The 21,044-nt window shown below is 67.4% G+C and carries 18 protein-coding genes; 16 read left to right on the top strand and 2 right to left on the bottom strand.

Features of this window, described 5'->3' with window-relative positions:
* Positions 1-178 precede the first annotated feature (178 nt).
* The 14 genes from AC1DR7_RS12840 (at position 179) to tkt (ending at position 16,404) form a co-directional block, all read left to right on the top strand.
* Positions 179-1,237, top strand: coding sequence for a pilus assembly protein PilM (locus AC1DR7_RS12840; protein WP_457319166.1), 1,059 nt, complete (start codon positions 179-181; stop codon positions 1,235-1,237).
* Complete coding sequence (locus tag AC1DR7_RS12835) at positions 1,237-2,058, top strand: PilN domain-containing protein (protein WP_478051770.1); 822 nt, start codon at positions 1,237-1,239, stop codon at positions 2,056-2,058. Before AC1DR7_RS12840 ends, AC1DR7_RS12835 begins: the two co-directional genes overlap by 1 nt.
* Complete coding sequence (locus AC1DR7_RS12830) at positions 2,055-2,732, top strand: type IV pilus inner membrane component PilO (RefSeq protein WP_478051769.1); 678 nt, start codon at positions 2,055-2,057, stop codon at positions 2,730-2,732. The genes AC1DR7_RS12835 and AC1DR7_RS12830 overlap by 4 nt, the downstream gene beginning before the upstream one ends.
* Entirely contained in the window at positions 2,729-3,262 is a 534-nt protein-coding gene (locus tag AC1DR7_RS12825) for a pilus assembly protein PilP (RefSeq protein ID WP_457321130.1), read from the top strand. Before AC1DR7_RS12830 ends, AC1DR7_RS12825 begins: the two co-directional genes overlap by 4 nt.
* A gap of 19 nt (positions 3,263-3,281) precedes the next feature.
* The gene (locus AC1DR7_RS12820; protein WP_457321132.1) at positions 3,282-5,264 is read left to right on the top strand and encodes a type IV pilus secretin PilQ; all 1,983 of its coding nucleotides are present in this window, start codon (positions 3,282-3,284) and stop codon (positions 5,262-5,264) included.
* A gap of 191 nt (positions 5,265-5,455) precedes the next feature.
* Positions 5,456-5,782: a YkgJ family cysteine cluster protein gene (locus AC1DR7_RS12815; protein ID WP_478051768.1), complete on the top strand. Its 327-nt coding sequence runs from the start codon at positions 5,456-5,458 to the stop codon at positions 5,780-5,782.
* Positions 5,783-5,897: 115 nt separating this feature from the next.
* Entirely contained in the window at positions 5,898-6,932 is a 1,035-nt protein-coding gene (locus AC1DR7_RS12810; RefSeq protein ID WP_457318102.1) for an AAA family ATPase, read from the top strand.
* 5 nt (positions 6,933-6,937) lie between these two features.
* Positions 6,938-7,864, top strand: a complete 927-nt coding sequence (locus AC1DR7_RS12805) for a DUF58 domain-containing protein (protein ID WP_457318101.1) — start codon at positions 6,938-6,940, stop codon at positions 7,862-7,864.
* Complete coding sequence (locus AC1DR7_RS12800; protein WP_457318100.1) at positions 7,861-8,322, top strand: DUF4381 family protein; 462 nt, start codon at positions 7,861-7,863, stop codon at positions 8,320-8,322. Before AC1DR7_RS12805 ends, AC1DR7_RS12800 begins: the two co-directional genes overlap by 4 nt.
* A 5-nt stretch (positions 8,323-8,327) precedes the next feature.
* Positions 8,328-9,350 (top strand): vWA domain-containing protein, encoded by a 1,023-nt coding sequence (locus tag AC1DR7_RS12795; RefSeq protein ID WP_457318103.1) that lies wholly within the window; start codon positions 8,328-8,330, stop codon positions 9,348-9,350.
* Positions 9,347-11,095 (top strand): VWA domain-containing protein, encoded by a 1,749-nt coding sequence (locus tag AC1DR7_RS12790; protein WP_457318099.1) that lies wholly within the window; start codon positions 9,347-9,349, stop codon positions 11,093-11,095. Before AC1DR7_RS12795 ends, AC1DR7_RS12790 begins: the two co-directional genes overlap by 4 nt.
* Positions 11,092-12,798 carry a BatD family protein gene (locus AC1DR7_RS12785; RefSeq protein WP_457318098.1) on the top strand — a complete coding sequence of 569 codons (1,707 nt, stop codon included), beginning with the start codon at positions 11,092-11,094 and terminating at the stop codon, positions 12,796-12,798. The genes AC1DR7_RS12790 and AC1DR7_RS12785 overlap by 4 nt, the downstream gene beginning before the upstream one ends.
* Before the next feature lie 66 nt (positions 12,799-12,864).
* Positions 12,865-14,202, top strand: a complete 1,338-nt coding sequence (locus tag AC1DR7_RS12780; protein WP_256776063.1) for a dicarboxylate/amino acid:cation symporter — start codon at positions 12,865-12,867, stop codon at positions 14,200-14,202.
* Between the two features lie 201 nt (positions 14,203-14,403).
* Entirely contained in the window at positions 14,404-16,404 is a 2,001-nt protein-coding gene (tkt, locus tag AC1DR7_RS12775; RefSeq protein WP_256776064.1) for a transketolase, read from the top strand.
* A gap of 367 nt (positions 16,405-16,771) precedes the next feature.
* Here tkt and AC1DR7_RS12770 read toward each other — a convergent pair whose 3' ends face one another.
* Both AC1DR7_RS12770 and AC1DR7_RS12765 read right to left on the bottom strand, forming a co-directional pair.
* A complete protein-coding gene (locus tag AC1DR7_RS12770; RefSeq protein ID WP_457318097.1) occupies positions 16,772-18,730 on the bottom strand; it encodes an acetyl-CoA hydrolase/transferase C-terminal domain-containing protein in 1,959 nt (652 codons plus the stop codon).
* A gap of 31 nt (positions 18,731-18,761) precedes the next feature.
* Positions 18,762-19,319 carry a flavin reductase family protein gene (locus AC1DR7_RS12765; protein WP_457318096.1) on the bottom strand — a complete coding sequence of 186 codons (558 nt, stop codon included), beginning with the start codon at positions 19,317-19,319 and terminating at the stop codon, positions 18,762-18,764.
* A 118-nt stretch (positions 19,320-19,437) separates the two neighbouring features.
* Between AC1DR7_RS12765 and AC1DR7_RS12760 the strand changes: the two genes are divergently transcribed.
* A complete protein-coding gene (locus tag AC1DR7_RS12760; protein ID WP_256776067.1) occupies positions 19,438-19,803 on the top strand; it encodes a BlaI/MecI/CopY family transcriptional regulator in 366 nt (121 codons plus the stop codon).
* Positions 19,796-21,031, top strand: a complete 1,236-nt coding sequence (locus AC1DR7_RS12755) for a M56 family metallopeptidase (RefSeq protein WP_478051624.1) — start codon at positions 19,796-19,798, stop codon at positions 21,029-21,031. Before AC1DR7_RS12760 ends, AC1DR7_RS12755 begins: the two co-directional genes overlap by 8 nt.
* The last annotated feature ends 13 nt before the right edge of the window (positions 21,032-21,044 follow it).

Genomic DNA, 21,044 nt, shown 5'->3' with positions numbered 1-21,044 from the left:
TACGCAAGGGAGCGGCTGGGGCCGATCCTGGGGAGCGCAACTCAATCATCGTCTGGGGACGCGTGAAACGTGCCGTGATGCACGTTTCACAGCATGACAGTTGCGATTTGCAAAAAAAACGTTATTAATGCGCGGGCGCAGGTTCTGCGTCCAAGTGCCCGTCGGCAGGGGAGAAACCGTGGGGCTTATCCCAAAAAGCCAGTCGCCGCTTATTGGCGTCGACATCAGCTCGACTGCAGTAAAGCTCTTGCAGCTTTCACGCAGTGGCAATCGCTTTCGCGTGGAACATTACGCTGTGGAACCACTTCCGCCGAATGCGGTGGTGGAAAAGAACATTGTTGAGGTAGAGGCTGTCGGCGAGGCTATTCGACGTGCCGTGAACCGTTCCGGTACCAAGGCCCGGCACGCTGCCGCAGCCGTGGCCGGTTCGGCGGTGATCACCAAGCTGATCCCGATGCCTGCCGACCTGGACGAGAACGACATGGAAGCCCAGGTCGAGCTCGAAGCGGTCAATTACATCCCGTACCCGATCGAGGAAGTGAACCTCGACTTCGAGGTGCTGGGCGCCATTCCCAACAACCCGGAAATGGTCCAGGTGCTGTTGGCGGCATCGCGCTCGGAGAACGTGGAGCTGCGCCAATCGGCGCTGGAGCTGGGCGGTCTGGTCGCCCGGGTGATGGACGTGGAGGCCTTCGCGGTCGAGAACGCCTTTGCCCTGGTCGCCAGCGAGCTGCCGATCGCCAGCGATGGCGTGGTCGCGCTGGTGGACATCGGTGCCACCATGACCACCCTGAACGTCCTGCGTGGCGGGCGTAGCCTGTACAGCCGCGAACAGGTGTTCGGCGGCAAGCAGCTGACCGACGAAGTGATGCGCCGCTATGGCCTCACCTACGAGGAAGCCGGCCTGGCCAAGCGTCAGGGCGGGTTGCCGGAAAGCTACGGAATGGAAGTGCTGGAGCCGTTCAAGGAAGCCACGGTCCAGCAGATCAGCCGTCTGCTGCAGTTCTTCTATGCCGGTAGTGAATTCAACCGCGTGGATCACATCGTGCTGGCCGGCGGTTGCGCGGCGCTGGCCGGGCTGCCGGAGATGGTGGAAGAGCAGCTGGGCGTGGCCACCGTGGTGGCCAATCCGCTGGCGCAGATGACGCTGGGTCCGAAGGTACAGGCACATGCCCTGGCCCAGGACGCCCCGGCGCTGATGATCGCCACCGGTCTGGCGCTGAGGAGCTTCGACTGATGGCGAGAATCAACCTATTGCCCTGGCGCGCCGAGCGGCGCAAGCAACGCCAGCGTGATTTCTACGGCATGCTCGGCTTCGCCGCCATCGGCGGGGTGCTGCTGTCGCTGCTGATCTGGTTCTACTACGACCGGCAGGTCAGTGGCCAGAGCGAGCGCAACAGCTTTTTGACCGCCGAGATCGAGAAGGTCAAGGAACAGAACAAGGAGATCGACCGCCTTGACCGCCAGAAGGAACGTCTGCTGGCGCGCAAGAAGGTGATCGAGGAACTGCAGGCCAAGCGCTCGCAGATGGTCCACCTGTTCGATGCGCTCGTGCGCACCATCCCTGATGGCGTGGTATTGACCGCGCTCAAGCAGGAAGGCGACATCCTCACCCTGGAAGGCCGGACCCAGTCCAACGCCCGGGTCAGCGCGTACATGCGCAATCTGGAAAGCTCGGGCTGGATGAGCAAGCCTGAGCTGACGGTGATCGAGGCCAAGAAGCCGGATGAGGGCAAGGCCCCGACCGGTCCGGTCTCTGACATCAGCGCCTTGCCGTACATGTTCGAGGTCAAGGTCACCCTGCCGGCGCAGAGCGAGCCGGTCAATGGCGTTGCGCCGGATGGCAGCGTGGTGGCACCTGCGGAGCCGGCGGTGAACCCGGCCGCGACGGCGGTGGCTCCGTTGTCGCCGGCCCCGGCGGCGACCGAGCCGGCGACCGACCCGTCCGCAGCACCGGCAACGCCCTCGGCCGCCAAACCGTCCGGCAGCCGGATCGCCCCGCCAGCCACACCCGCACAGCCGGCTGCGTCCAGTACGCCGCAGAAGGGGGCCGCATGAGCAAGAAGATCAACGTCAAAGAGCTGGACTTCAACAACATCGGCAATTGGCCGCAGCAGGCCAAGGTCGTGTTCTGTGCGCTCCTGGCCCTGTTCATCGTGATCATTGCCTGGTTCGTGCTGATCAGTGGCAAACGCGATGAGCTTGCCGGGCTGGAAAGCACGGAAGTCCAACTGCGTGCCGACTTTGAGAAAGAGCAGGGCCGTGCAGTCAATCTGGAGCCGCTCAAGCAGCAGCTAACCCAGATGGAGCAGGTACTTCAGCAGATGCTGCGCCAGCTGCCCAGCAAGACGGAAATGCCGGACCTGATCATCGACATCTCGCAGACCGCGCTGTCGAGCGGGCTGATCAACGAGCTCTTCCAGCCCGGTGCAGAGCAGCCCAAGGAGTTCTACGCCGAAAAGCCGATCGCGCTGCGCATGGTGGGCAGCTACCACCAGTTCGGCGCGTTCGTCAGCGGCGTGGCCTCGTTGCCGCGCGTGGTCATCCTGACCATGCACGACATCAACCTGAAGCCGAAAGACCCCAAGACCGGTATCACTGCGCGCAGTGGCGCGCTGGAGCTGTCCGGTACGGTCAAGACCTACCGTTACCTTGACGAGCTGGAAATGGAAGCGCAGGAGAAAGCGGCGGCCGCCGACAAGAGCGGTGCCAAGCCCGGAGGTACGCCATGAGCCTGGGGATGACCGCGAGGGTATGTGGTCTGCTGGTGCTGGCTCTGCTGGCCGGCTGCGCGCGTGGGGTGAGCAGTACCCCCGGCGATGCGCCGAACCTGACCAAGTGGGTGGAGGACGTGCGTGCACGTCCGGCGCCGCCCCTGGAGCCGCTGCCGGTGATGCAGCAGTTCGAAACGTTTGAATACTCCGCGCAGGGGATGCGCGATCCGTTCACCGACGCCTGGACCAATCCRCAGGGCGGCTCGGGGCTTCGTCCCGATCCGAACCGTCGCAAGGAGCCGCTGGAAGCCTTCCCGCTGGATGCCTTGGACATGGTCGGCTCGATCGGCAAGGGGGGCGCGCTGGTATCGCTGGTGATGGCGCCGGACAAGGTCACCTACCGGGTGCGTCCGGGCGTTTATCTGGGGCAGAGCGATGGCCGCGTGACTGGGGTCTTCGAAGACCGGATCGAACTGATTGAACTGGTGCCGGATGGCGCGGGCGGCTGGCTGGAACGGCCTGCATCGCTTGCGCTTGAAGATCAATAATGATTATGGGGATAGCACGATGACCTTTTCCAATGCCATGCGGCAGCGTCCCGACCGGCGCCCGAAGCTGATCCACCTGTGCGCGCTGGGAGTCGCGCTCATGGTGGCCAATGGCACGTTGCTGGCGGCGACGCCGGCAGCAGCACCGACGCCAGCGGCGACCGCAGTCGCGCCAGCCACGGCGCCTGCCTCGCTGGCGGTATCCAAGATCGACTTCAAGCGCAGTGAGGACGGCGCTGGCCGCCTCATCCTGCAGTTCGACGGCAAGGGCGCCAACCCGGACCTGCGCACGCAGGGCAACAGCGTGGTCATCGACGTCGGCAACGTGCGCCTCCCGGAGAACCTGCAGAAGTCGATCAACGTGACCGACTTCGCTACCCCGGTGCAGCGTATCGATCCCAAGCCATATGGCGGCGGCACCCAGCTGGTGCTCAACACCAACACCGCCTTCGAATCGCTKGCCTATCAGACCGGCAACGAGTACGTGGTGGAGATCAGCCCGCGCAAGCAGGTAGCGGCCACCGGTGCGATGAACGCCACCACGGTGACCCAAGCCGCTGCGGCTGTTTCGCAGCGCGGGTACAGCGGCAAGCCGGTGACCTTCAACTTCCAGGACGTGCCGGTGCGCACGGTGCTGCAGTTGATCGCCGAAGAATCCAACTTGAACATCGTTGCCTCCGACAGCGTCGAAGGCAACGTCACCCTGCGCCTGGTCAACGTGCCGTGGGATCAGGCCCTGGACATCGTGCTGCGCGCCAAGGGTCTGGACAAACGTCGCGATGGTGGCGTGGTGTGGGTTGCCCCGCAGCCGGAGCTGGCCAAGTTCGAGCAGGACAAGGAAGACGCGCGCATCGCAATCGAGAACCGCGAAGACCTGGTGACGGATTACATCCAGATCAACTACCACAACGCCGCACAGATCTTCAAAGCGCTGACCGAAGCCAAGGGTATCGGTGGTGGTGGTGGTAGCGGTGGTAGTGGTGGCAGTGGCGGCAACAGCTCGCAGGAAGACAGCGGGTTCCTGTCCTCGCGCGGTCGCATCGTCGCCGATGAGCGCACCAATACGCTGATGATCAGCGACATCCCCAAGAAGCTGGCGCGCATGCGCGAGCTGATCAACGTGATCGACCGTCCGGTCGACCAGGTGCTGATCGAAAGCCGGATCGTGATTGCGACCGATACGTTCGCCCGTGAGCTGGGTGCCAAGTTCGGCATCACCGGCAACCGTGACAATGTGTTCTTCGGTGGCAGTACCGATGACAACCACGCCAACATCAATGATCAGGCAAAGGTCAATAACGACTACGCCAAGGCGCTGGCTGACTGGAATGCCGGTGGCCGAGCCGGAGCGGTTCCCGTGCGTGCCCCGAACACCATCACCACCAACAAGTTGAACTGGAACCTGCCGGTGGCCGCGGCCAGCAATCCGGGTTCACTGGCGCTGTCGATCCTAAACGCGGGGTACCTGCTGGACGTGGAGTTGTCGGCCATGCAAGAGGAATCGCGTGGCGAAGTGATCTCCAACCCGCGCGTGGTCACCACCAACCAGCGCGAAGCGACGATCAAGCAGGGTAAGGAAATCGGCTACGTCACCATCAGCGGCGGCGGCGCGGGCGGTGTCGCCACGCCCAACGTCCAGTTCAAGGAGGTTGTGCTGGAACTGAAGGTCACCCCGACCATCACCAACGACAACCGCGTGTTCTTGAACATGTCGGTCAAGAAGGATGAGGTGGAGAGCTACATCCGCCTGGAAGGCTACGGCGAAGTCCCGACCATCAACCGCCGCGAGGTCAACACCGCCGTTCTGGTGGAAGACGGCCAGACCGTGGTGATCGGTGGCGTGTACGAGTTCACCGACCGCAACAGCGTCAACAAGGTACCGTTCCTGGGCGACGTGCCGTTCCTTGGCAATCTGTTCAAGAAGCGCAGTCGCAACAAGGACAAGGCCGAACTGCTGGTCTTCGTCACCCCGAAGGTGCTGCGCGTGTCCAAGACCAACTAAGGGTCGCGGCCCTGCCTGCAGCGAAAGGGCCGCCTTGTGCGGCCCTTTCGCGTTCAGGAAGCTTAGATGTTGCAACGTCCCTGAGGAACGCTCAGGGCCCACTGTAGAACGGGCAATCGATCAATGAACGCTCGCCTGTGCCGGTTGGGGCGATTGGCCAAGGGTTAGGAGCCCGGCAAGGAATCCGCGCTATGCTGGGCGGCGATTTATTGCAAAAGCAGGTGACCCCCATGGCAGCCGCCAACTGTTCCAGCTGCGCTGCGCAGTGCTGTCGGCTGACCGTGGTGCTCGGGGCGTCCGACTGCGTTCCGGCGCACCTGACCACTGAGCTGCCGACTGGCCTGCGCGTGATGGCCGGGGGCGCGGACGGATGGTGCGTGGCGCTGGACCGTGAGCGCATGAATTGCAGTATCTATGACGACCGGCCGCAGACCTGTCGCCGATTTGCGATGTCCGGTCCTTATTGCAGCGCGATCTTTGCCGGCGACAAAGGCACGATGGCCCCGAGTACGCCGTAAGGTGGCTTCGGCCGTTACGAGTATCGCGTTCAGGCAATCTTGATCCCGATCCAGCGCCAGCCCTGCCATCATGTGGGCGGAACCTTACGCACGTCGCGTGGGTCACATGGATCCCATGAACCTGCCTCCCCCCATGCCCGACACCGAGATCGATACTCCCGCCGCCGCCGAGCAGGCCCATGATCGCCTGCACGATGGTTTCTGCGCGCTGCGCGACGCGTTGGCCGGCGAGATCGTCGGCCAGGCCGCGCTGGTCGAACGCCTGCTGACCGCCTTGCTGGCAGATGGCCATCTGCTGGTCGAGGGCGCGCCAGGCTTGGCCAAAACCACCGCGATCCGCGCGCTGGCCGCGCGCCTGGAGGCGGATTTCTCGCGCGTGCAGTTCACCCCGGACCTGTTGCCGGCCGATCTGACCGGCACCGAGATCTGGCGGCCGCAGGAAGGCCGCTTCGAGTTCGTCCCCGGCCCGATCTTCCACCCCATCCTGCTGGCCGACGAAATCAACCGTGCCCCGGCCAAGGTGCAATCGGCGCTGCTGGAAGCAATGGGCGAGCGCCAGGTCACCGTCGGCCGCCACACCTACGCGCTGCCGGCGTTGTTCCTGGTGATGGCCACGCAGAACCCGATCGAGCAGGAGGGCACCTTCCCGCTGCCCGAAGCGCAGCTGGACCGCTTCCTGATGCATGTGCGCATCGGCTACCCGGATTCCGATGCCGAGGCGGAGATCCTGCGTTTGGCGCGGGAACGTGCGCGCGATGCACTGGGTCCGCCGCCACCGGCGCCGCCGCGGATGCCACTGGAAGATGTGTTCGCCGCGCGCAAGGCCGTGTTGTCGCTGCACATGGCGCCGGCGCTGGAACGCTATCTCATCGAGATCGTGCTGGCTTCGCGCGACGCCGCCCGCTACGACCCCGCGCTGGCCAGACGCATCGCCTGGGGGGCCAGCCCGCGCGGCTCGATCGCCCTGGAGCGCTGCGCGCGTGCCCGCGCCTGGCTTGCCGGCCGCGACTTCGTCACCCCCGACGATGTGCGCAGCGTCGCCCCTGACGTCCTGCGCCACCGCGTGCTGCCCAGCTATGAAGCTACCGCCGAAGGCTGGGACGGCGATCGCCTGGTGGCCGAGCTGCTGGCACGCGTGCCGGCGCCCTGACCTCGATGGCTTCGGACGTGGACAGCACCGCAGGCGCCCCCGACGGCGACGGCCTGCGCCCCAGCCTGGCCGAACTGGTCGCGCTGCGGCGTAATGCCCACCGGTTGGCCCCGGCCCGGCGTGGCCGGCTTGGCCATGCCGGCCACGCGCCAGCGCCCATGCGTGGGCGCGGCATGGAATATGCCGAGTCGCGGGAGTACGTGGCAGGCGACGATGCCCGCCACATCGACTGGCGCGTCACCGCGCGTACCGGCCGTGCACACACCAAATTGTTCCAGGCCGAACGCGAGCGCTTGACCCTGCTGGTGGCCGACACGGATCCGGTGCTGTATTTCGGCACCCGCGTTCGCTTCAAATCGGTACAGGCCGCCCGCGTCGGCGCGATTGCCGCGTGGTTGGCACAGCGTCAGGGCGACCGTCTCGGCGCGTTGCGTGGCAGCAGCGTGGAAGCCCCGCTCCCGCCGGCCGGGGGCACCCGCGGTGTGCTGCGCGTGCTCGATGCGCTCACCCGCTGGTACGCGCAGCCACCGGCCGACGACGCCGGGCTGGACCGGGCACTCGAACAGGCGGCGCGTCTGCTGCGTCCCGGCGCGCGCGTGGTCGTGCTTGCCGATCCTGGGCAGGCTGCGGCCATCAGTGTGTCGCGTTGGACCGCCCTGGCCATGCACCACGAAGTGGTGGTGATGCTACTGGTCGATCCGCTGGAGCTGTCCCCGCCAGCAGCCTCGCTGGCGTTCCTGTCGCAGGGCCGCCGCGTGCTGCTCGACCTTGACCGCGCCAGCGTCCGCGAGCACTGGCGCGAGCGCTTCGTGGCGCCGCTGCAGGACCTGCAGAAGCACCTGTCGTCGCGTCGCATCCAGGTGCACGTGGTGGCCTCTGATGACGCCAGCGACTGCTGGCTGACCCCGATGCCCTCGGCGGTGGTGGCATGAGCGCGCCGACCTCGCTGCCGTTGCGCGATGTGCAGCTGCCGCCATCGCCTGCGTGGTGGCCGCCGGCGCCCGGCTGGTGGCTGGTGCTGGGCGCCGTGCTGCTTGTCGCCGCGCTGCTGTGGGCGTGGCAGGCGCGTCGTCGGCGGCGGCGACAGGGCTGGATCCGGTTGTTCGATGAGGCCATCGCACAGGCGGCAACGCCGGTCGAGGAAGTGGCGGCCATCGCCGCGCTGCTCCGCCGTGCGGCGCGCGTGCGTCAGCCCGGCGCGGAACTGCTGCAGGGCCCGGCATGGCTGGAATTCCTCGACGAGCCCGGTAGCCGTGCCTTTTCCGATGGCGATGGGCGGCTGCTGCTCGACGGCGGTTATCGCCCGCAGGTCGATGCCGAAGCGGCGCAGCGCCTGCGCGTGCTGGCGCGTGCGCGTTTCCTCGGCCTGGTGTCGGGGCGGCGGCGATGATCGCGATGAACGTGTCGCCGCAGGTGGCTCAGTGGCTGCCGGACTGGCTGTCGTGGCTGGATACCTTCGCCTGGCCGTGGATGCTGGCTGCGCTGCCGGTACCGGTGCTGATGCACTGGTGGCCGCAGCGCAACGCCAGCGCCGCCGCGTTGCGCGTGCCGTACGCGGCCGCACAGCTGCAGGCGCTCGGTAGCGCTGTCGGTGGCCGCGCGCTGGGCGTTGGCCGGCTGCTGCTGTGGTTGGCGTGGGTGTGTCTGTGCGTGGCAGCGGCACGCCCGCAGCAACTGGGCGAGGCGGTGACTCCGCCACAACAGGGGCGGCAGATGATGCTCGCCGTGGACGTGTCGGGCAGCATGCAGGAAACCGACATGATGCTCGGCCAACAGGTAGTGGAGCGGTTGACTGCCGCCAAGGCGGTGCTGGCCGACTTCCTGGACCGGCGTGTTGGCGATCGCGTCGGCCTGCTGATTTTCGGCGAGCGCGCCTACACCCTTACCCCGCTGACCAGCGATCTTGCCAGCGTGCGTCAGCAGCTCGGCGACAGCGTGGTCGGCCTGGCCGGACGCGAGACCGCGATCGGCGATGCGATCGCACTGGCGGTCAAACGCCTGCGCGAGCAACCGCAGGGCCAGCGCGTACTGATCCTGCTGACTGACGGCGTCAGCAATGCCGGCGTACTCGAACCACTGCGCGCCGCCGAACTGGCCAAGACCGAAGGCGTGCGGGTATACACGGTGGCGTTCGGCGGGGACGGCAGCTACCGGCTGTTCGGCATGCAGGTGGCAGCCGGCGACGACCCGGTGGACGAGGCGACGCTGCAGAAAATCGCCACGCTTACCGGCGGGCGCGCCTTCCGCGCCCGCAACACCGATGAACTGGCCGGCATCTATGCCGAACTGCAGCGGCTGGAGCCGGTGGCCTCGGCGGGCCCTGCGGTGCGGCCGCGGATCGAGCGTTACGCCTGGCCACTGGCGCTGGCGTTGTTGCTGGCCGGGTTGGCCTGGATAGTGCCGAGGCGCTGGGCATGAACATCGATTGGAATGCACTGCATCTGGTCCGCCCGCAGGCCCTGTGGGCGCTGCTGGCCCTGCCACTGATCGCCCTGGTCTGGTACTGGCGTCGCCGCCGCGGCAGCGCGTGGCACACCGCGGTCGATCCGCATCTGTTGCGCCACTTGCTGGTGGCCGGTGGGCAGCGCGCCTGGGGCGGGCTGGTGCTGTTGTTGGTCGGCTGGACGCTGGCGGTGCTGGCCCTGGCCGGCCCTAGCTGGCGACAGGTGGCGCAGCCGCTGTGGCAGTCGCCGACGCCGCTGGTGGTGGCGCTGGACCTGTCCTCGCGGATCACCGCCACCGACCTGCCGCCGTCACGGTTGCTGCAGGCCCGTGCAAAGCTGGCCGCGTTGCTGCGCGAGCGCCAGGGCGGGGAGGTCGCGTTGCTCGCTTATGCCGATGATGCCTACACCGTGGCGCCGCTGACCGCCGATGCGGCCAACGTGGCGCTGTACCTGGATGCGCTGGGCCCGGATGTGATGCCACGCGATGGCCAGCGTGCCGAGCGCGCGTTGGACGCGGCGGTGCTGTTGCTGCAGCAGTCGGGTGCGCGCAGCGGCGACATCCTGCTGCTCACCGACCGTGCCGACGATGCCGCCATCCGCGCAGCTGCCGCGGCGCATCGGCAGGGCTTCACCGTGTCGGTGCTGGGCCTGGGTACGGCGGCCGGTGCGGCCTTCCGTAGTGGCGATGGACAGATCGCGCAGGCGCGCCTGGAAGAGGCGCCGCTGCGCACGGTCGCCAGCAGCGGCGGCGGACGTTATGCGCGTATCGCCAACGACGACAGCGACCTGAAGGCCCTCGGCGTGCTGACCCCGAAGGTGAGCATGGATGACCGCCAGAAGGGCGACGGGCTGGCCTGGCGCGATGAAGGGTTCTGGCTGTTGCCGCCGCTGATGCTGCTGTCGCTATGGGCGTTCCGGCGCCGCGGCCTGGCGATGGCGCTGGTACTGTGCGCAGCGCTGCCGCTGACCCTGCCCACGCCGGCTTACGCGGCCGACGGCACCCTGTGGCAACGCGCCGACCAGATCGATCAACAGAAGTTGGGCGCGGGCGTGGATGCGTATCGCCGCGGTGACTTCAAAGCCGCACAGCAGCAGTTCGAGGGCATCCACAGCGATGCCGGGTGGTACAACCTCGGCAATGCCTTGGCCCGGCAAGGCCAGTACGATGCCGCCATCGCAGCCTACGACAACGCGCTGAAGCAGACCCCCGGCATGCCCGATGCCGTCGCCAACCGCGCTGCGGTGGATGCGGCGCGTAAACGCAAACCACCGCCGACGCCACCGAAGGGCGACCAGGGCAAGCAGCCGCCGAAAACGCCACCGTCGCAAGGGCAAGGGCAGGGGCAACCCGGGCAGGATCAGGGGTCGCCACCGAAGCCGCAGGGTAACCAGGATCCCGGGCAGGCGCCGCCGCCGCCGGGCCAGAATCCGGGCAAGCCGCAGGACGGCGATGCCAAGCAGGATGCGGGTAATCCGGATCCGGCCACGCAGGCCAAGGCTGACGCGGCGCAACGCCAGCAGATGCAGCAGGCATTGCAACGCCAGGGCAAGGACGGCAAGGACACCCGGGCGCAACGCCAAGCCGCCGAAACCCCGCAGCAGCGCGAGCAGCGCCAGGCCGTGGAGGCGTGGATGCGGCGGGTGCCCGACGATCCGGGCAGCCTGCTACGGGCCAAATTCCAGTTGGAAAACGAACGCAGGAAACGGGAAGGACGATGAGCATGGGTTCCACCACGCGGCGATGGATGCAGGCCGGCTGCTGGCTGCTGCTGGGACTGGCCAGCCTGGCGCAGGCGCAGACCCGCGCCTGGCTGGATCGTCAGCAGATCCTCGACACCGAGGCGGTCACGCTCAACATCGAGAGTGATGGCGGCGGTGCGCCGGACTATGCGCCGTTGCGCGCGGACTTCGACCTGAGCGCGCAGACCAGCAGCCGCCAGATGCAGTGGAGCAATGGTGGCACCCGCTCGCGCAATCTCTACGCGGTAGTGCTGTCGCCGCGGCGCAGCGGCACCCTGCAGATTCCCGCGTTGCAGGTGGGCGCCAACCGCACGGCACCGTTGCTGCTGCAGGTGGCGGCGAGCGCCCCCGGCGGCGCCGGCACGCCGGCGGCGATGCCCGGCAATGCCGCGGTCTTCATGGAGACCGAGGTGGATGATGCCACCCCGTACGTACAGCAGAGCGTGGGCGTGGTGGTGCGGCTGTATTACGCCTCGCAGCTTGTCTCCGGCGAGCTCCTGCTGGATACGCCCGACGGTGCGTCGCTGCAGCGCGTGGGTGAAGACCGCAGCCAGGTGCGCGAGGTCAATGGCCGTCGCTACAACATGGTCGAGCGGCGCTTCCTGTTGATCCCCGAACGCAGTGGCCCACTGCAGTTGCCGGCCGCGCAGTTCAACGGCCGCACTGCAGGCGGTTTCTTCGACGACATGTTCGGCGGCGACGGGCGACTGCGCGCCAGCGCGCCGGCACGCACCCTGCAGGTGCGGCCACAGCCGGCCAACGCGCCGCAGCCGTGGCTGCCGCTGCATGACCTCCGCCTGCGCTACACCGCTGCACCCGGCAGCGGGCGTGCGGGCGAGGCGGCCACGGTAGTAGTGGAGGCGACCGCGCAGGGCGCCACCCGCGCCCAGTTCCCCGAGCTGCCGACTTTGGACGTGGGCACCGATGCGCAGGTATTCGCCGAGCCGGCGCAGTTCGATGAGACCTTCACCGGCAGCACCCCGCAGTTGAAGATGACCCGCCGCTACTCGATCGTGCCGCGCACCGCGGGCAGTCTGCGCGTGCCTGGCCCGCGCATGCCGTGGTGGGATGTGAAGGCGGGCGCGGCGCGCATGGCGACCCTGCCGGACCTGACCCTGGCGGTGGCCGCCGGTGGACCGGGGGGCGCGGCGCCGCCGGTCCCGCTGGATACCACCTCGGCCCTGCCGGGCGAAGCGCCGGCCTCCAACGCACTGCCGCTGGCCGATGCACCGTCTGCGGCACGCCCGTGGGGCTGGATCGCAGTGGCCATCACCTTCGCGCTCCTGTGGCTGCTGACCCTGTGGTGGGGCTGGCGGCGGGCCGGGCGGCGCCGGGCAGAACCGCGCGCTGCACCGGTCGCGGTGGCCGGCGTTCCGCTGGCCACCGTGTCGCGCGCCGAACTGCGCCGCGCACTGGAAAGCCAGGGGCTGGACGAGATCATCGCCCTGCTGGCGGCGATGGGCGGGGTGCAGGGCCTGGACGCGCTGCTGGGGCGGCTGGCCGACCCGGCCCAGCGCGAGGCGTTGCTGGCCATGCAGCGGGTGCGGTGGGCCGGTCAGGGGGGCGATGTGGCCGCCGCGCGGCAGGCACTGCGCCGGGCGTTCCATGACGGACCGCACTGGCGGGCCACGGCGGTGGCGGAAAACAATGGGCTGGCGCCTCTATATCCTTCGGGACCTTGATGCGCTGCCGGGCCTGCGGGACCGGCTTTGCTAAGCTGATTCAATTCTTTACAGGAAAGCCGTTAGATGACTGAGGCCGCAAAGACCCGGCAGAAAATGCCTTTGCACTGGAAAATGGGCATCGGCTTCGCGCTGGGCCTTACCCTCGGCCTGATCGTGCACGCCGCCGGCCCGGGCGTGCCTGGCCTGACCGATTTCGCCAAGGGCGTGATGGCCTGGGTGACCACGCCGCTGTCGGGCCTGTTCCTCAACCTGATCTTCATGCTGATCGTGCCGCTGATCTTCTCGGCCCTGATCATGGGCGTGTCGGAGATGGGCGACATCCGCGCGCTCGGCCGCATCGGCTGGAAGACCCTGGCCTACACGGTGCTGCTGTCGGGCATCGCGGTGGGCATCGGTCTTGTGCTGGTCAACGTGCTCAAGCCCGGCGCCGGCATGGACCCGCACGTGGCCGCGCAGATGCTCTCGGAGAACGCAGAGCGCAGCAAGGAAATCGTCGCCGGCATCCATGAGACCCCCAAGGGCATGGACATGCTGCTGTCGATCGTGCCCAGCAACGTGCTGCAGGCCGCATCGGACAATGGCGCCATCCTGTCGCTGATGTTCTTCGCGCTGATGTTCGGCATCGGCATGGTGCTGAGCCCCGAAGAGAAGGTCGCCCCGCTGCGCCGCGCCATCGAAGGCGTGTTCGAAGTCTCGATGACCCTGATCAACCTGGTCATCCGCCTGGCCCCGTATGCGGTGGCCTGCTTCATGTTCAACCTGGCCGCGCTGTTCGGCTTCGACCTGATCATCCGCCTGGGGGCGTACGTGGGCGTGGTGGTGCTGGCACTGGGCCTGCACATGGTGGTGACCTACGGTACCGCGGTGTGGCTGTCCGGGCGTTCGCCGCTGTCGTTCTTCCGCGATACCCAGGAAGCGACGGTGATGGCCTTCTCCACCGCCTCCAGCAACGCGACCCTGCCGACCGCGCTGCGCGTGGCCGACCAGATGGGCCTGCCGCAGAAAGTCTCGCGCTTCGTGCTGACCGTTGGTGCCACCGCCAACCAGAACGGCACCGCGCTGTTCGAGGGTGTCACGGTGATCTTCCTGGCGCAGTTCTTCGGCGTGGACCTGAGCATCGGCCAGCAGGTGATGGTGATGGCGGTCTGCATCCTCGGTGGCATCGGCACCGCCGGTGTGCCGTCCGGCTCGCTGCCGGTGGTGGCGATGATCTGCGCCATGGTCGGGGTGAACCCCCTCGGCATCGGTCTGATCCTGGGCGTGAACCACTTCCTGGACATGTGCCGTACTGCACTCAACGTCACCGGCGATCTGGCCTTGACCACGCTGGTGGCCAAAGGCGAAGTGGACGATGGCCCGGTCGCACCGGTCGTGCCGGTGGACGCCGTCGAGCGCCCTTGACCCGCGCCTGAGGTCCCTGGTTACCTCAACTGCCGCCGGCGGTTGTGCTGACGCCCCGCACCTGCGGGGCGTCTTTGTTTACGGACAGTGATGCTCTTCACAAGGCTGTCCGCCCGTCGGTCGCGGCCTGACCCCATCGGTGGTCTGTGGGACAATGGGCCGCCCGCAGCTCCGCGGGAGCCTCCCGACTCCGACAGAACCATGACGCAGCCTACCCGCCGCCAGTTGGCCAACGCCATCCGCTTCCTTGCCGCTGATGCGGTCGAAACCGCCAAGTCCGGGCATCCCGGCATGCCGATGGGCATGGCCGATATCGCCGAGGTCCTCTGGAACGACTATCTCCGTCACAACCCGAAGAATCCGCAGTGGTTCAACCGCGATCGCTTCGTGTTGTCCAACGGCCATGGCTCGATGCTGCAGTACGCGCTGCTGCACCTGAGCGGCTACGACCTGCCGATCGAACAGCTCAAGCAGTTCCGTCAGCTCGGCAGCAAGACCGCCGGCCATCCGGAACACCATGAGACCCCCGGGGTGGAAACCACCACCGGTCCGCTCGGCCAGGGCCTGGCCAACGCGGTCGGCTTCGCGCTGGCGGAAAAGCTGCTGGCACAGCGCTACAACCGCCCCGAGCACGAGATCGTCGATCACCGCACGTGGGTGTTCCTGGGCGATGGCTGCCTGATGGAAGGCATCTCGCATGAAGTGGCGTCGCTGGCCGGCACCTGGGGCCTGGGCAAGCTGGTCTGCTTCTGGGACGACAACCACATCTCCATCGACGGCAACACCGCCGGCTGGTTCACCGACAACACCCCCGAGCGTTTCGAAGCCTATGGCTGGAACGTGGTGCGCGGCGTCGATGGCCACGATCCGGACAGCATCAAGGCTGCCATCGACGGTGCCCTGTCGCAGTTCGACAAGCCGACCCTGATCTGCTGCCGCACCACGATTGGTTTTGGCTCGCCGAACAAGGCCGGCAAGGAATCCAGCCACGGCGCCCCGCTGGGCAAGGACGAGCTGGCCGAAACCCGCAAGGCGCTGGACTGGCCGTACGGTCCGTTCGAGATTCCCGAAGAAATCTACGCGGGCTGGCGTGCCGGCGGTACCGGCACCCTGCGCCAGGCCGAGTGGGAGCAGCAGTTCGACAAGTACGCCAAGCAGTTCCCGGCCGAGGCTGAAGAACTGACCCGTCGTTCGCACGGTGAGCTGCCGGCCGACTTCATCGCCAAGGCCGACGCCTACATCGCCCAGGTCCAGGCCGACGGCCAGACCATTGCCTCGCGCAAGGCCTCGCAGCTGGCGATCGAAGCGTTCGCCCCGCTGTTGCCGGAACTGATCGGCGGCTCGGCCGATCTGGCCCACTCCAACCTGACCTTGTGGAAGGCCAGCAAGTCGGTGGCCACCGATGACCCGAACGCCAACTATGTGTACTACGGCGTGCGCGAGTTCGGTATGACCGCCATCGCCAATGGCCTGGCGCTGCACGGTGGGTTCATTCCCTTCGATGCCACCTTCCTGGTGTTCAGCGATTACGCCCGCAACGGCGTGCGCATGAGCGCGCTGATTCCTGCGCACGCGATCCACGTCTACACCCACGATTCGATCGGCCTGGGCGAAGACGGCCCGACCCACCAGCCGGTGGAGCACCTGGCCTCGCTGCGCTACATCCCCAACAACGATGTGTGGCGTCCGTGCGATGCGGTCGAGTCGGCGGTCAGCTGGAAGGCCGCGATCACCCGCACCGACGGCCCGAGCTGCCTGGTATTCAGTCGCCAGAATCTGCCGCACCAGCCGCGCAGCACCGAGCAGGTTGCCCAGATCGCGCGCGGTGGTTACGTGCTGGCCGATGCCGAAGGCGGCGTGCCGGACGTGATCCTGATCGGCACCGGTTCGGAAGTGGGCCTGGCCGTGGCCGCCAAGGCCGAGCTGGATGCGGCCGGGATCAAGACCCGCGTGGTGTCCATGCCGTCGACCGACGTGTTCGAGCGCCAGGACGCGGCGTACCGTGAGTCGGTGCTGCCCAACGCCGTGCGCAAGCGCGTGGCCGTGGAAGCCGGCGTCACCGGTTTCTGGCGCCAGTACGTGGGCCTGGACGGTGCGGTGGTCGGTATCGACACCTTCGGTGCCTCGGCCCCGGCCGAAGCGCTTTACAAGCACTTCAACATCACCACCGAGCACGTGGTGGCGGCGGCGAAGGCGCTTTGATGCACTGAGTGCCGTTGAGGTGGTTTGAAGCAGAAGGCCGGGGATTTCCCCGGCCTTCTGCGTTTGCGGGTGGAGCAGCCGAGCATGGCTCGGCTCTACCACCACCGTTCGTGCATCGCCTCCGGGTAGAGCCGAGCCACGCTCAGCTGCTCTACGCAATGCGCCGATCAGTGGGTAGAGCCGAGCCACGCTCGGCTGCTCTACGCAATGCGCCGCTCAGTGGGTAGAGCCGAGCCACGCTCGGCTGCTTTACGCAATGCGCCGATCAGTGGGTAGAGCCGAGCCACGCTCGGCTGCTCTACGCGCTGCGCCGATCAGCGGGTAGAGCCGAGCCATGCTCGGCTGCTCTACGCGCTGCGCCCCGCGCTCAGGCGACGGCCGTCCGCGCCAACGCCAACCGCACCAACCTGGCTTCGATCCGTTCGCCGAAACTTTTCGGCGCATCCAGTCCCATCCGCTGCAGGTACACCGCATCGCCATCGCCGGCCGGCTGGGTTACCGCCGCCAGCACCGTGCGCAGCTTGCTGCCACGCGTCTGCGTGTTCTGCTTCAGCCAGCCCAGCGCCTTGACCAGATGCTGCTCTACCTCGGTGAAATCGCTGCCCAGCGGATAATCGGGCAACAGGCCCGATTGGCGGAACGGTGACAGTGCGGCACTGACCGCTGCGGCGGTGTTGCGCCGTTGCCAGTGCTCCGGTGCAGTGAAGGCCGGATCCAGTTTCTTCGCGGCCTTGGCGGTCTGCAGCAACCCGGCCTGGAACGCTGCATCGGTGATCGCGGTCATGCCGACCACGCAGTCCTCGTCGGTGAGGTTGCGCAGGTCGGCGATGCCGTATTCGTTGATGTAGATGTCGCGCAGGTGGCGCGGGATGGTGGTGTGGCCGTAGTTCCAGCGCACGTTGGACTGCACCGTGCCCTTGTCCTCGCGCACCGCACGGAACATCAGCGCACTGCGTGCCTCGGGCAGGGCATGGGCCATCGCGACGAAGTTGTACTGGCCGCCCACGCCGGATACCACCCGCCCGTCTTCCAGTGCGTCCGACGCGGCCGCGCCCAAGGCGGTGGCGATCATGCAGGAGTTGAAGAAGCGCGCATGCCGGCGCTGCAGCCGCTCCAGGGTTTCATCGCCGCCGTAGAGCTGGTTGATCTCGCTGATCCGCCGCATGCCGATCGCGCGGCGTTCGTCGTCGGGCAACTCGCGCAACCACTGGTAGAACTCCGGCGAGCCCAGGTAGAACGCGCCATGCAGGTACTCGCCTTCGGCGGCGAGGGTGGCGTGGTCGATGGTCAGGGTGCTGCCGTTTTCGATGCGCTGCATCAGCGCCAGGTCGTCGTGCACCTTGCGCCGGATCACCCCGGTCTGCACCAGCCGGCGGAAGCCTTCGTTGAGCATTTCGCTGCAACCGTACAGGCCGATCTCAAACGGCTCCAGGCCACCGCATTCGAGCACGGTGGGGTGGCTGGACAACGTCGGGTCCAGTGCGTGCAGCACCTGCCGGTAGCGGGCGTTGTCGGTGTGCCGCAGCACCAGCGCGTGGCTGATCGCATCGGCCAGGGTGCCGATGCCGATCTGCAGCGTGCCACCGTCGCGCACCAGCGCGCTGGCGTACAGGCCGATGGCGTAGTCGCCGTCGCTGACCGGCTGGCGCGGCAGCCCGAACAGGTCGGGGTAGGGCGGCGGCGGGGTGATCACCAGGTCGAAGAAGGACACATCCACCGTCGCGGTGCCGGCCAGGTAGGGCAGCTGCGGATCGATCTCGGCGATCATCAGCGGACGCGGCAGCCCGCGCGCGACCATCGCATCCAGTGTGTCCTGAGTGATGTCGTTGTTGCACGACAGCGACAGCCGCCGGTCATCCGGGCGCACCGCCACCTTCTGCACGATCGCGTGCGGCGCGCGCTGGGCCACCGCGTCGGCGGCATGGGTGTAGTTGAGGCTGGTGTAGCTGCGCTGGGCCTGCGAGGAATTGAGCAGCGCGCCGGACTGCATGTAGAACTCCTCGACCTGCACATGCGCGGGCAGGCGGTCGCGGACCATCGCATCGGCATAGGCCAGTCGCGGGAAATCCGCGCCGAAATGGCGTTCGGCGAAGGGCGCCATGAAGCGCGCTTCCAGCCCACTGCCGCTGGCCTTGGGCGGGTTCAGCGACAGCGCGGTGTAGATCTGCAGCGGCCGCGAGGGATCGTTCTCCACCCGGGCATACAGGGCGTTGAGCAGGCGGTGCGGTTTGCCCAGCGCCAGCGGCGCGCCGATGCGCAACGGGCCCTCCACGCGCTGCAGCAGCCAGTCGATCGCAGCGTCGAGGTCGGTGAGGTGATCGGTCATCCAGCGGCATCCTGCAGGTATATGCGGGCCATTACAGCATTTCGGGCTTGAACAGACGGCGACGCGAGACTTCCGCGCCGGAGACCATGAACTGGCCCTCGCCCCGGTAGTGCACGGTGCGCGGCAGTTTCGGCACGCGCGCGACGTGGGCCTTGACGACTTCCCAGATGAACAGGCCGTGCCGCTTGATCTGGCTGCGATCGACCAGGCGGCACTCGAAGCTGGCGTGGCACTGGGCCAGCAACGGCGCCGCCACGTTGCTGGCCGCGACGGTGTCCAGGCCGAAGTGGTCGAACTTGTCGATCCTGGCGCCACTGCAGTTGCCGATCCCGGCCACCGTATCGAGCATCTCGGCGGTGGGCAGGTTGATGACGCATTCGCCACTGCGGCGGATCAGCTCGAAACTGCGGTTGCCGCTGGCGATCATCGTCGCCAGCCGCGAGGGCGTGAACGCCAAGACCATGTGCCAGCCCAGGGTCATGACGTTGCGTTGCCCCTTCCAGGCCGAGGTGACCAGCACGATCGGGCCGGGTTCGAGGAAGCGACGCACGTCCTCCACCGGGTAGTCGAATTTTCGGTAGCGTCGCATCGAAGCCTCCGTGGGGCGTGGCTCGATGCTGGCAGCGGAGGGATGAACCGGTTGTCGAAGGGGTTGACAGTCTTTTCGATTACGTGCGTAATCAGTTCGTCGATTACGGATGTAAATGATGAGCCAGATCAGCGAAGCCGAAGCCGTGGTGATGGATGTGCTGTGGGGCGAGCACCCGTTGGGTGCCGATGAGGTGGTGGCCGCGCTGGCCGGCCGCGGCTGGGCCGAGCCCACCATCAAGACCCTGCTCAACCGGCTGCTCACCAAGGGCGCGATCAGCGCCAGCCGCGATGGGCGCCGCTACCTCTATTCGCCGGTGCTGCAGCGCCAGGCATGGGTGGCCGAGCAGAGCAGCGGCCTGCTCGACAAGCTGTTCGACGGCCGCGTGGCGCCGCTGGTGGCGCACTTCAGCCAGCGTGGGCAACTGAGCCCGCAGGACATTGCCGACCTGAAGGCGCTCATCGAGGGACTGGACCATGACTGAGCTGCTCAACGCGCTGCTGCAGGCCAGCGTATGGCTGTCAATCGCGGTGCTGCTGTTGGCGGGGGTGCGGCCGCTGCTGCTGCAGCTGGGCGGGGCGGCGCTGGTCTATCGCAGTTGGTGGTGCGTGCCGGTACTGCTGTTGACGCTGCACCTGCCGTTGCCGGTGGCGCCGCTGGCCGATGCGCTGCCGGTGCTTGTCGCGGCCGCTGCGTGGACTGCTCCCATTGTCGCCCCGGCAACGCCCACCTGGCCGTGGCTGCTGCTGGTGGCGTGGGCCGTGGGCGCGCTGGGCATGGGGATGGCCAGTTGGCGCGCGCAACGCCGCTTCGAGCGCGCGCTGGGCACGCTGCAGCCGCGCGCGGACGGCAGTTGGCAGGCCAGCGCCGATCCGGGCCTGCCGGCGCTGGTGGGGCTGTGGGCACCGCGCATCGTGGTCGGCCCGCGTTTCGAAAAGGACTTCAGCACGGCCGAACAGGCGCTGATCCTGAAGCACGAGCGCAGCCATCGCCGCCACGGCGATCCATGGGCCAATGCCGTGCTGGTGCTGCTGCGCTGCATGTTCTGGTTCCATCCACTGCTGCCGTGGGCAGCACGCCGCTTCCTGCGCGACCAGGAACTGGCCTGCGATGCACGCACCCTCGATCCACAACCGGCCCAGCGCCGGATCTACGCCAACGCGCTGCTGAAGGCGCAGTTGGTCCACCCGGTTGCGCCGATGGCCTGCCACTGGCGCAGCCAACCGATCTTGAAGGAGCGTATTGCCATGTTGAAGGAACACAAGCGGAAGCCGTTGCCGTGGTTGAGCGGCCAGGTGTTGGTGGCGGGCATGAGCCTGGGTCTGGCGGCGGTGGCGTGGGCCAGCCAGGGCGGAACGACTTCCCCCTCGGCCGGTGCCGAGCCGGCTGACGCCGCAGCGCACGATGGCAAGGTTGCCGGTGTCGATGTGCAGGCCAAGGCCCGCAACATGACGCCACCGACGTATCCGCAGAGCGCGTTCGAACAGAACATTTCGGGGAAGGTGATGCTGCGTGTCGAGGTCGATGCCACTGGCAGGACCGGCGAGGTGCGCGTGCTCAGTTCCACCCCGGCCGGCGTGTTCGACGAGGCATCGATCGCCGCGGCCAGGCAATGGACCTTCGAGCCCGCGCTCAAGGACGGCAAGGCGGTGGCAACGGCGTTGAAGATCCCGATGACGTTCGAACTGAACGAGGCGGGCCCAGCGCAGTGAGGCAGGTGCTCAC

This window comes from Stenotrophomonas sp. P5_A9 (assembly GCF_056400525.1).
Note: the sequence above shows the minus strand (reverse complement) of the source record. Positions and strands in the feature narration are given on the sequence as shown.

What these genes read in the sequence shown, in the direction of transcription:
- AC1DR7_RS12835 (WP_478051770.1), top strand. Translation starts at nt 1,237, where the DNA reads ATGGCGAGAATCAACCTATTGCCCTGGCGCGCCGAGCGGCGCAAGCAA.
- AC1DR7_RS12830 (WP_478051769.1), top strand. Translation starts at nt 2,055, where the DNA reads ATGAGCAAGAAGATCAACGTCAAAGAGCTGGACTTCAACAACATCGGC.
- AC1DR7_RS12815 (WP_478051768.1), top strand. Translation starts at nt 5,456, where the DNA reads ATGCTGGGCGGCGATTTATTGCAAAAGCAGGTGACCCCCATGGCAGCC.
- AC1DR7_RS12810 (WP_457318102.1), top strand. Translation starts at nt 5,898, where the DNA reads ATGAACCTGCCTCCCCCCATGCCCGACACCGAGATCGATACTCCCGCC.
- AC1DR7_RS12805 (WP_457318101.1), top strand. Translation starts at nt 6,938, where the DNA reads ATGGCTTCGGACGTGGACAGCACCGCAGGCGCCCCCGACGGCGACGGC.
- AC1DR7_RS12800 (WP_457318100.1), top strand. Translation starts at nt 7,861, where the DNA reads ATGAGCGCGCCGACCTCGCTGCCGTTGCGCGATGTGCAGCTGCCGCCA.
- AC1DR7_RS12795 (WP_457318103.1), top strand. Translation starts at nt 8,328, where the DNA reads ATGAACGTGTCGCCGCAGGTGGCTCAGTGGCTGCCGGACTGGCTGTCG.
- AC1DR7_RS12790 (WP_457318099.1), top strand. Translation starts at nt 9,347, where the DNA reads ATGAACATCGATTGGAATGCACTGCATCTGGTCCGCCCGCAGGCCCTG.
- AC1DR7_RS12785 (WP_457318098.1), top strand. Translation starts at nt 11,092, where the DNA reads ATGAGCATGGGTTCCACCACGCGGCGATGGATGCAGGCCGGCTGCTGG.
- AC1DR7_RS12780 (WP_256776063.1), top strand. Translation starts at nt 12,865, where the DNA reads ATGACTGAGGCCGCAAAGACCCGGCAGAAAATGCCTTTGCACTGGAAA.
- tkt (WP_256776064.1), top strand. Translation starts at nt 14,404, where the DNA reads ATGACGCAGCCTACCCGCCGCCAGTTGGCCAACGCCATCCGCTTCCTT.
- AC1DR7_RS12770 (WP_457318097.1), bottom strand. Translation starts at nt 18,730, where the DNA reads ATGACCGATCACCTCACCGACCTCGACGCTGCGATCGACTGGCTGCTG.
- AC1DR7_RS12765 (WP_457318096.1), bottom strand. Translation starts at nt 19,319, where the DNA reads ATGCGACGCTACCGAAAATTCGACTACCCGGTGGAGGACGTGCGTCGC.
- AC1DR7_RS12760 (WP_256776067.1), top strand. Translation starts at nt 19,438, where the DNA reads ATGAGCCAGATCAGCGAAGCCGAAGCCGTGGTGATGGATGTGCTGTGG.
- AC1DR7_RS12755 (WP_478051624.1), top strand. Translation starts at nt 19,796, where the DNA reads ATGACTGAGCTGCTCAACGCGCTGCTGCAGGCCAGCGTATGGCTGTCA.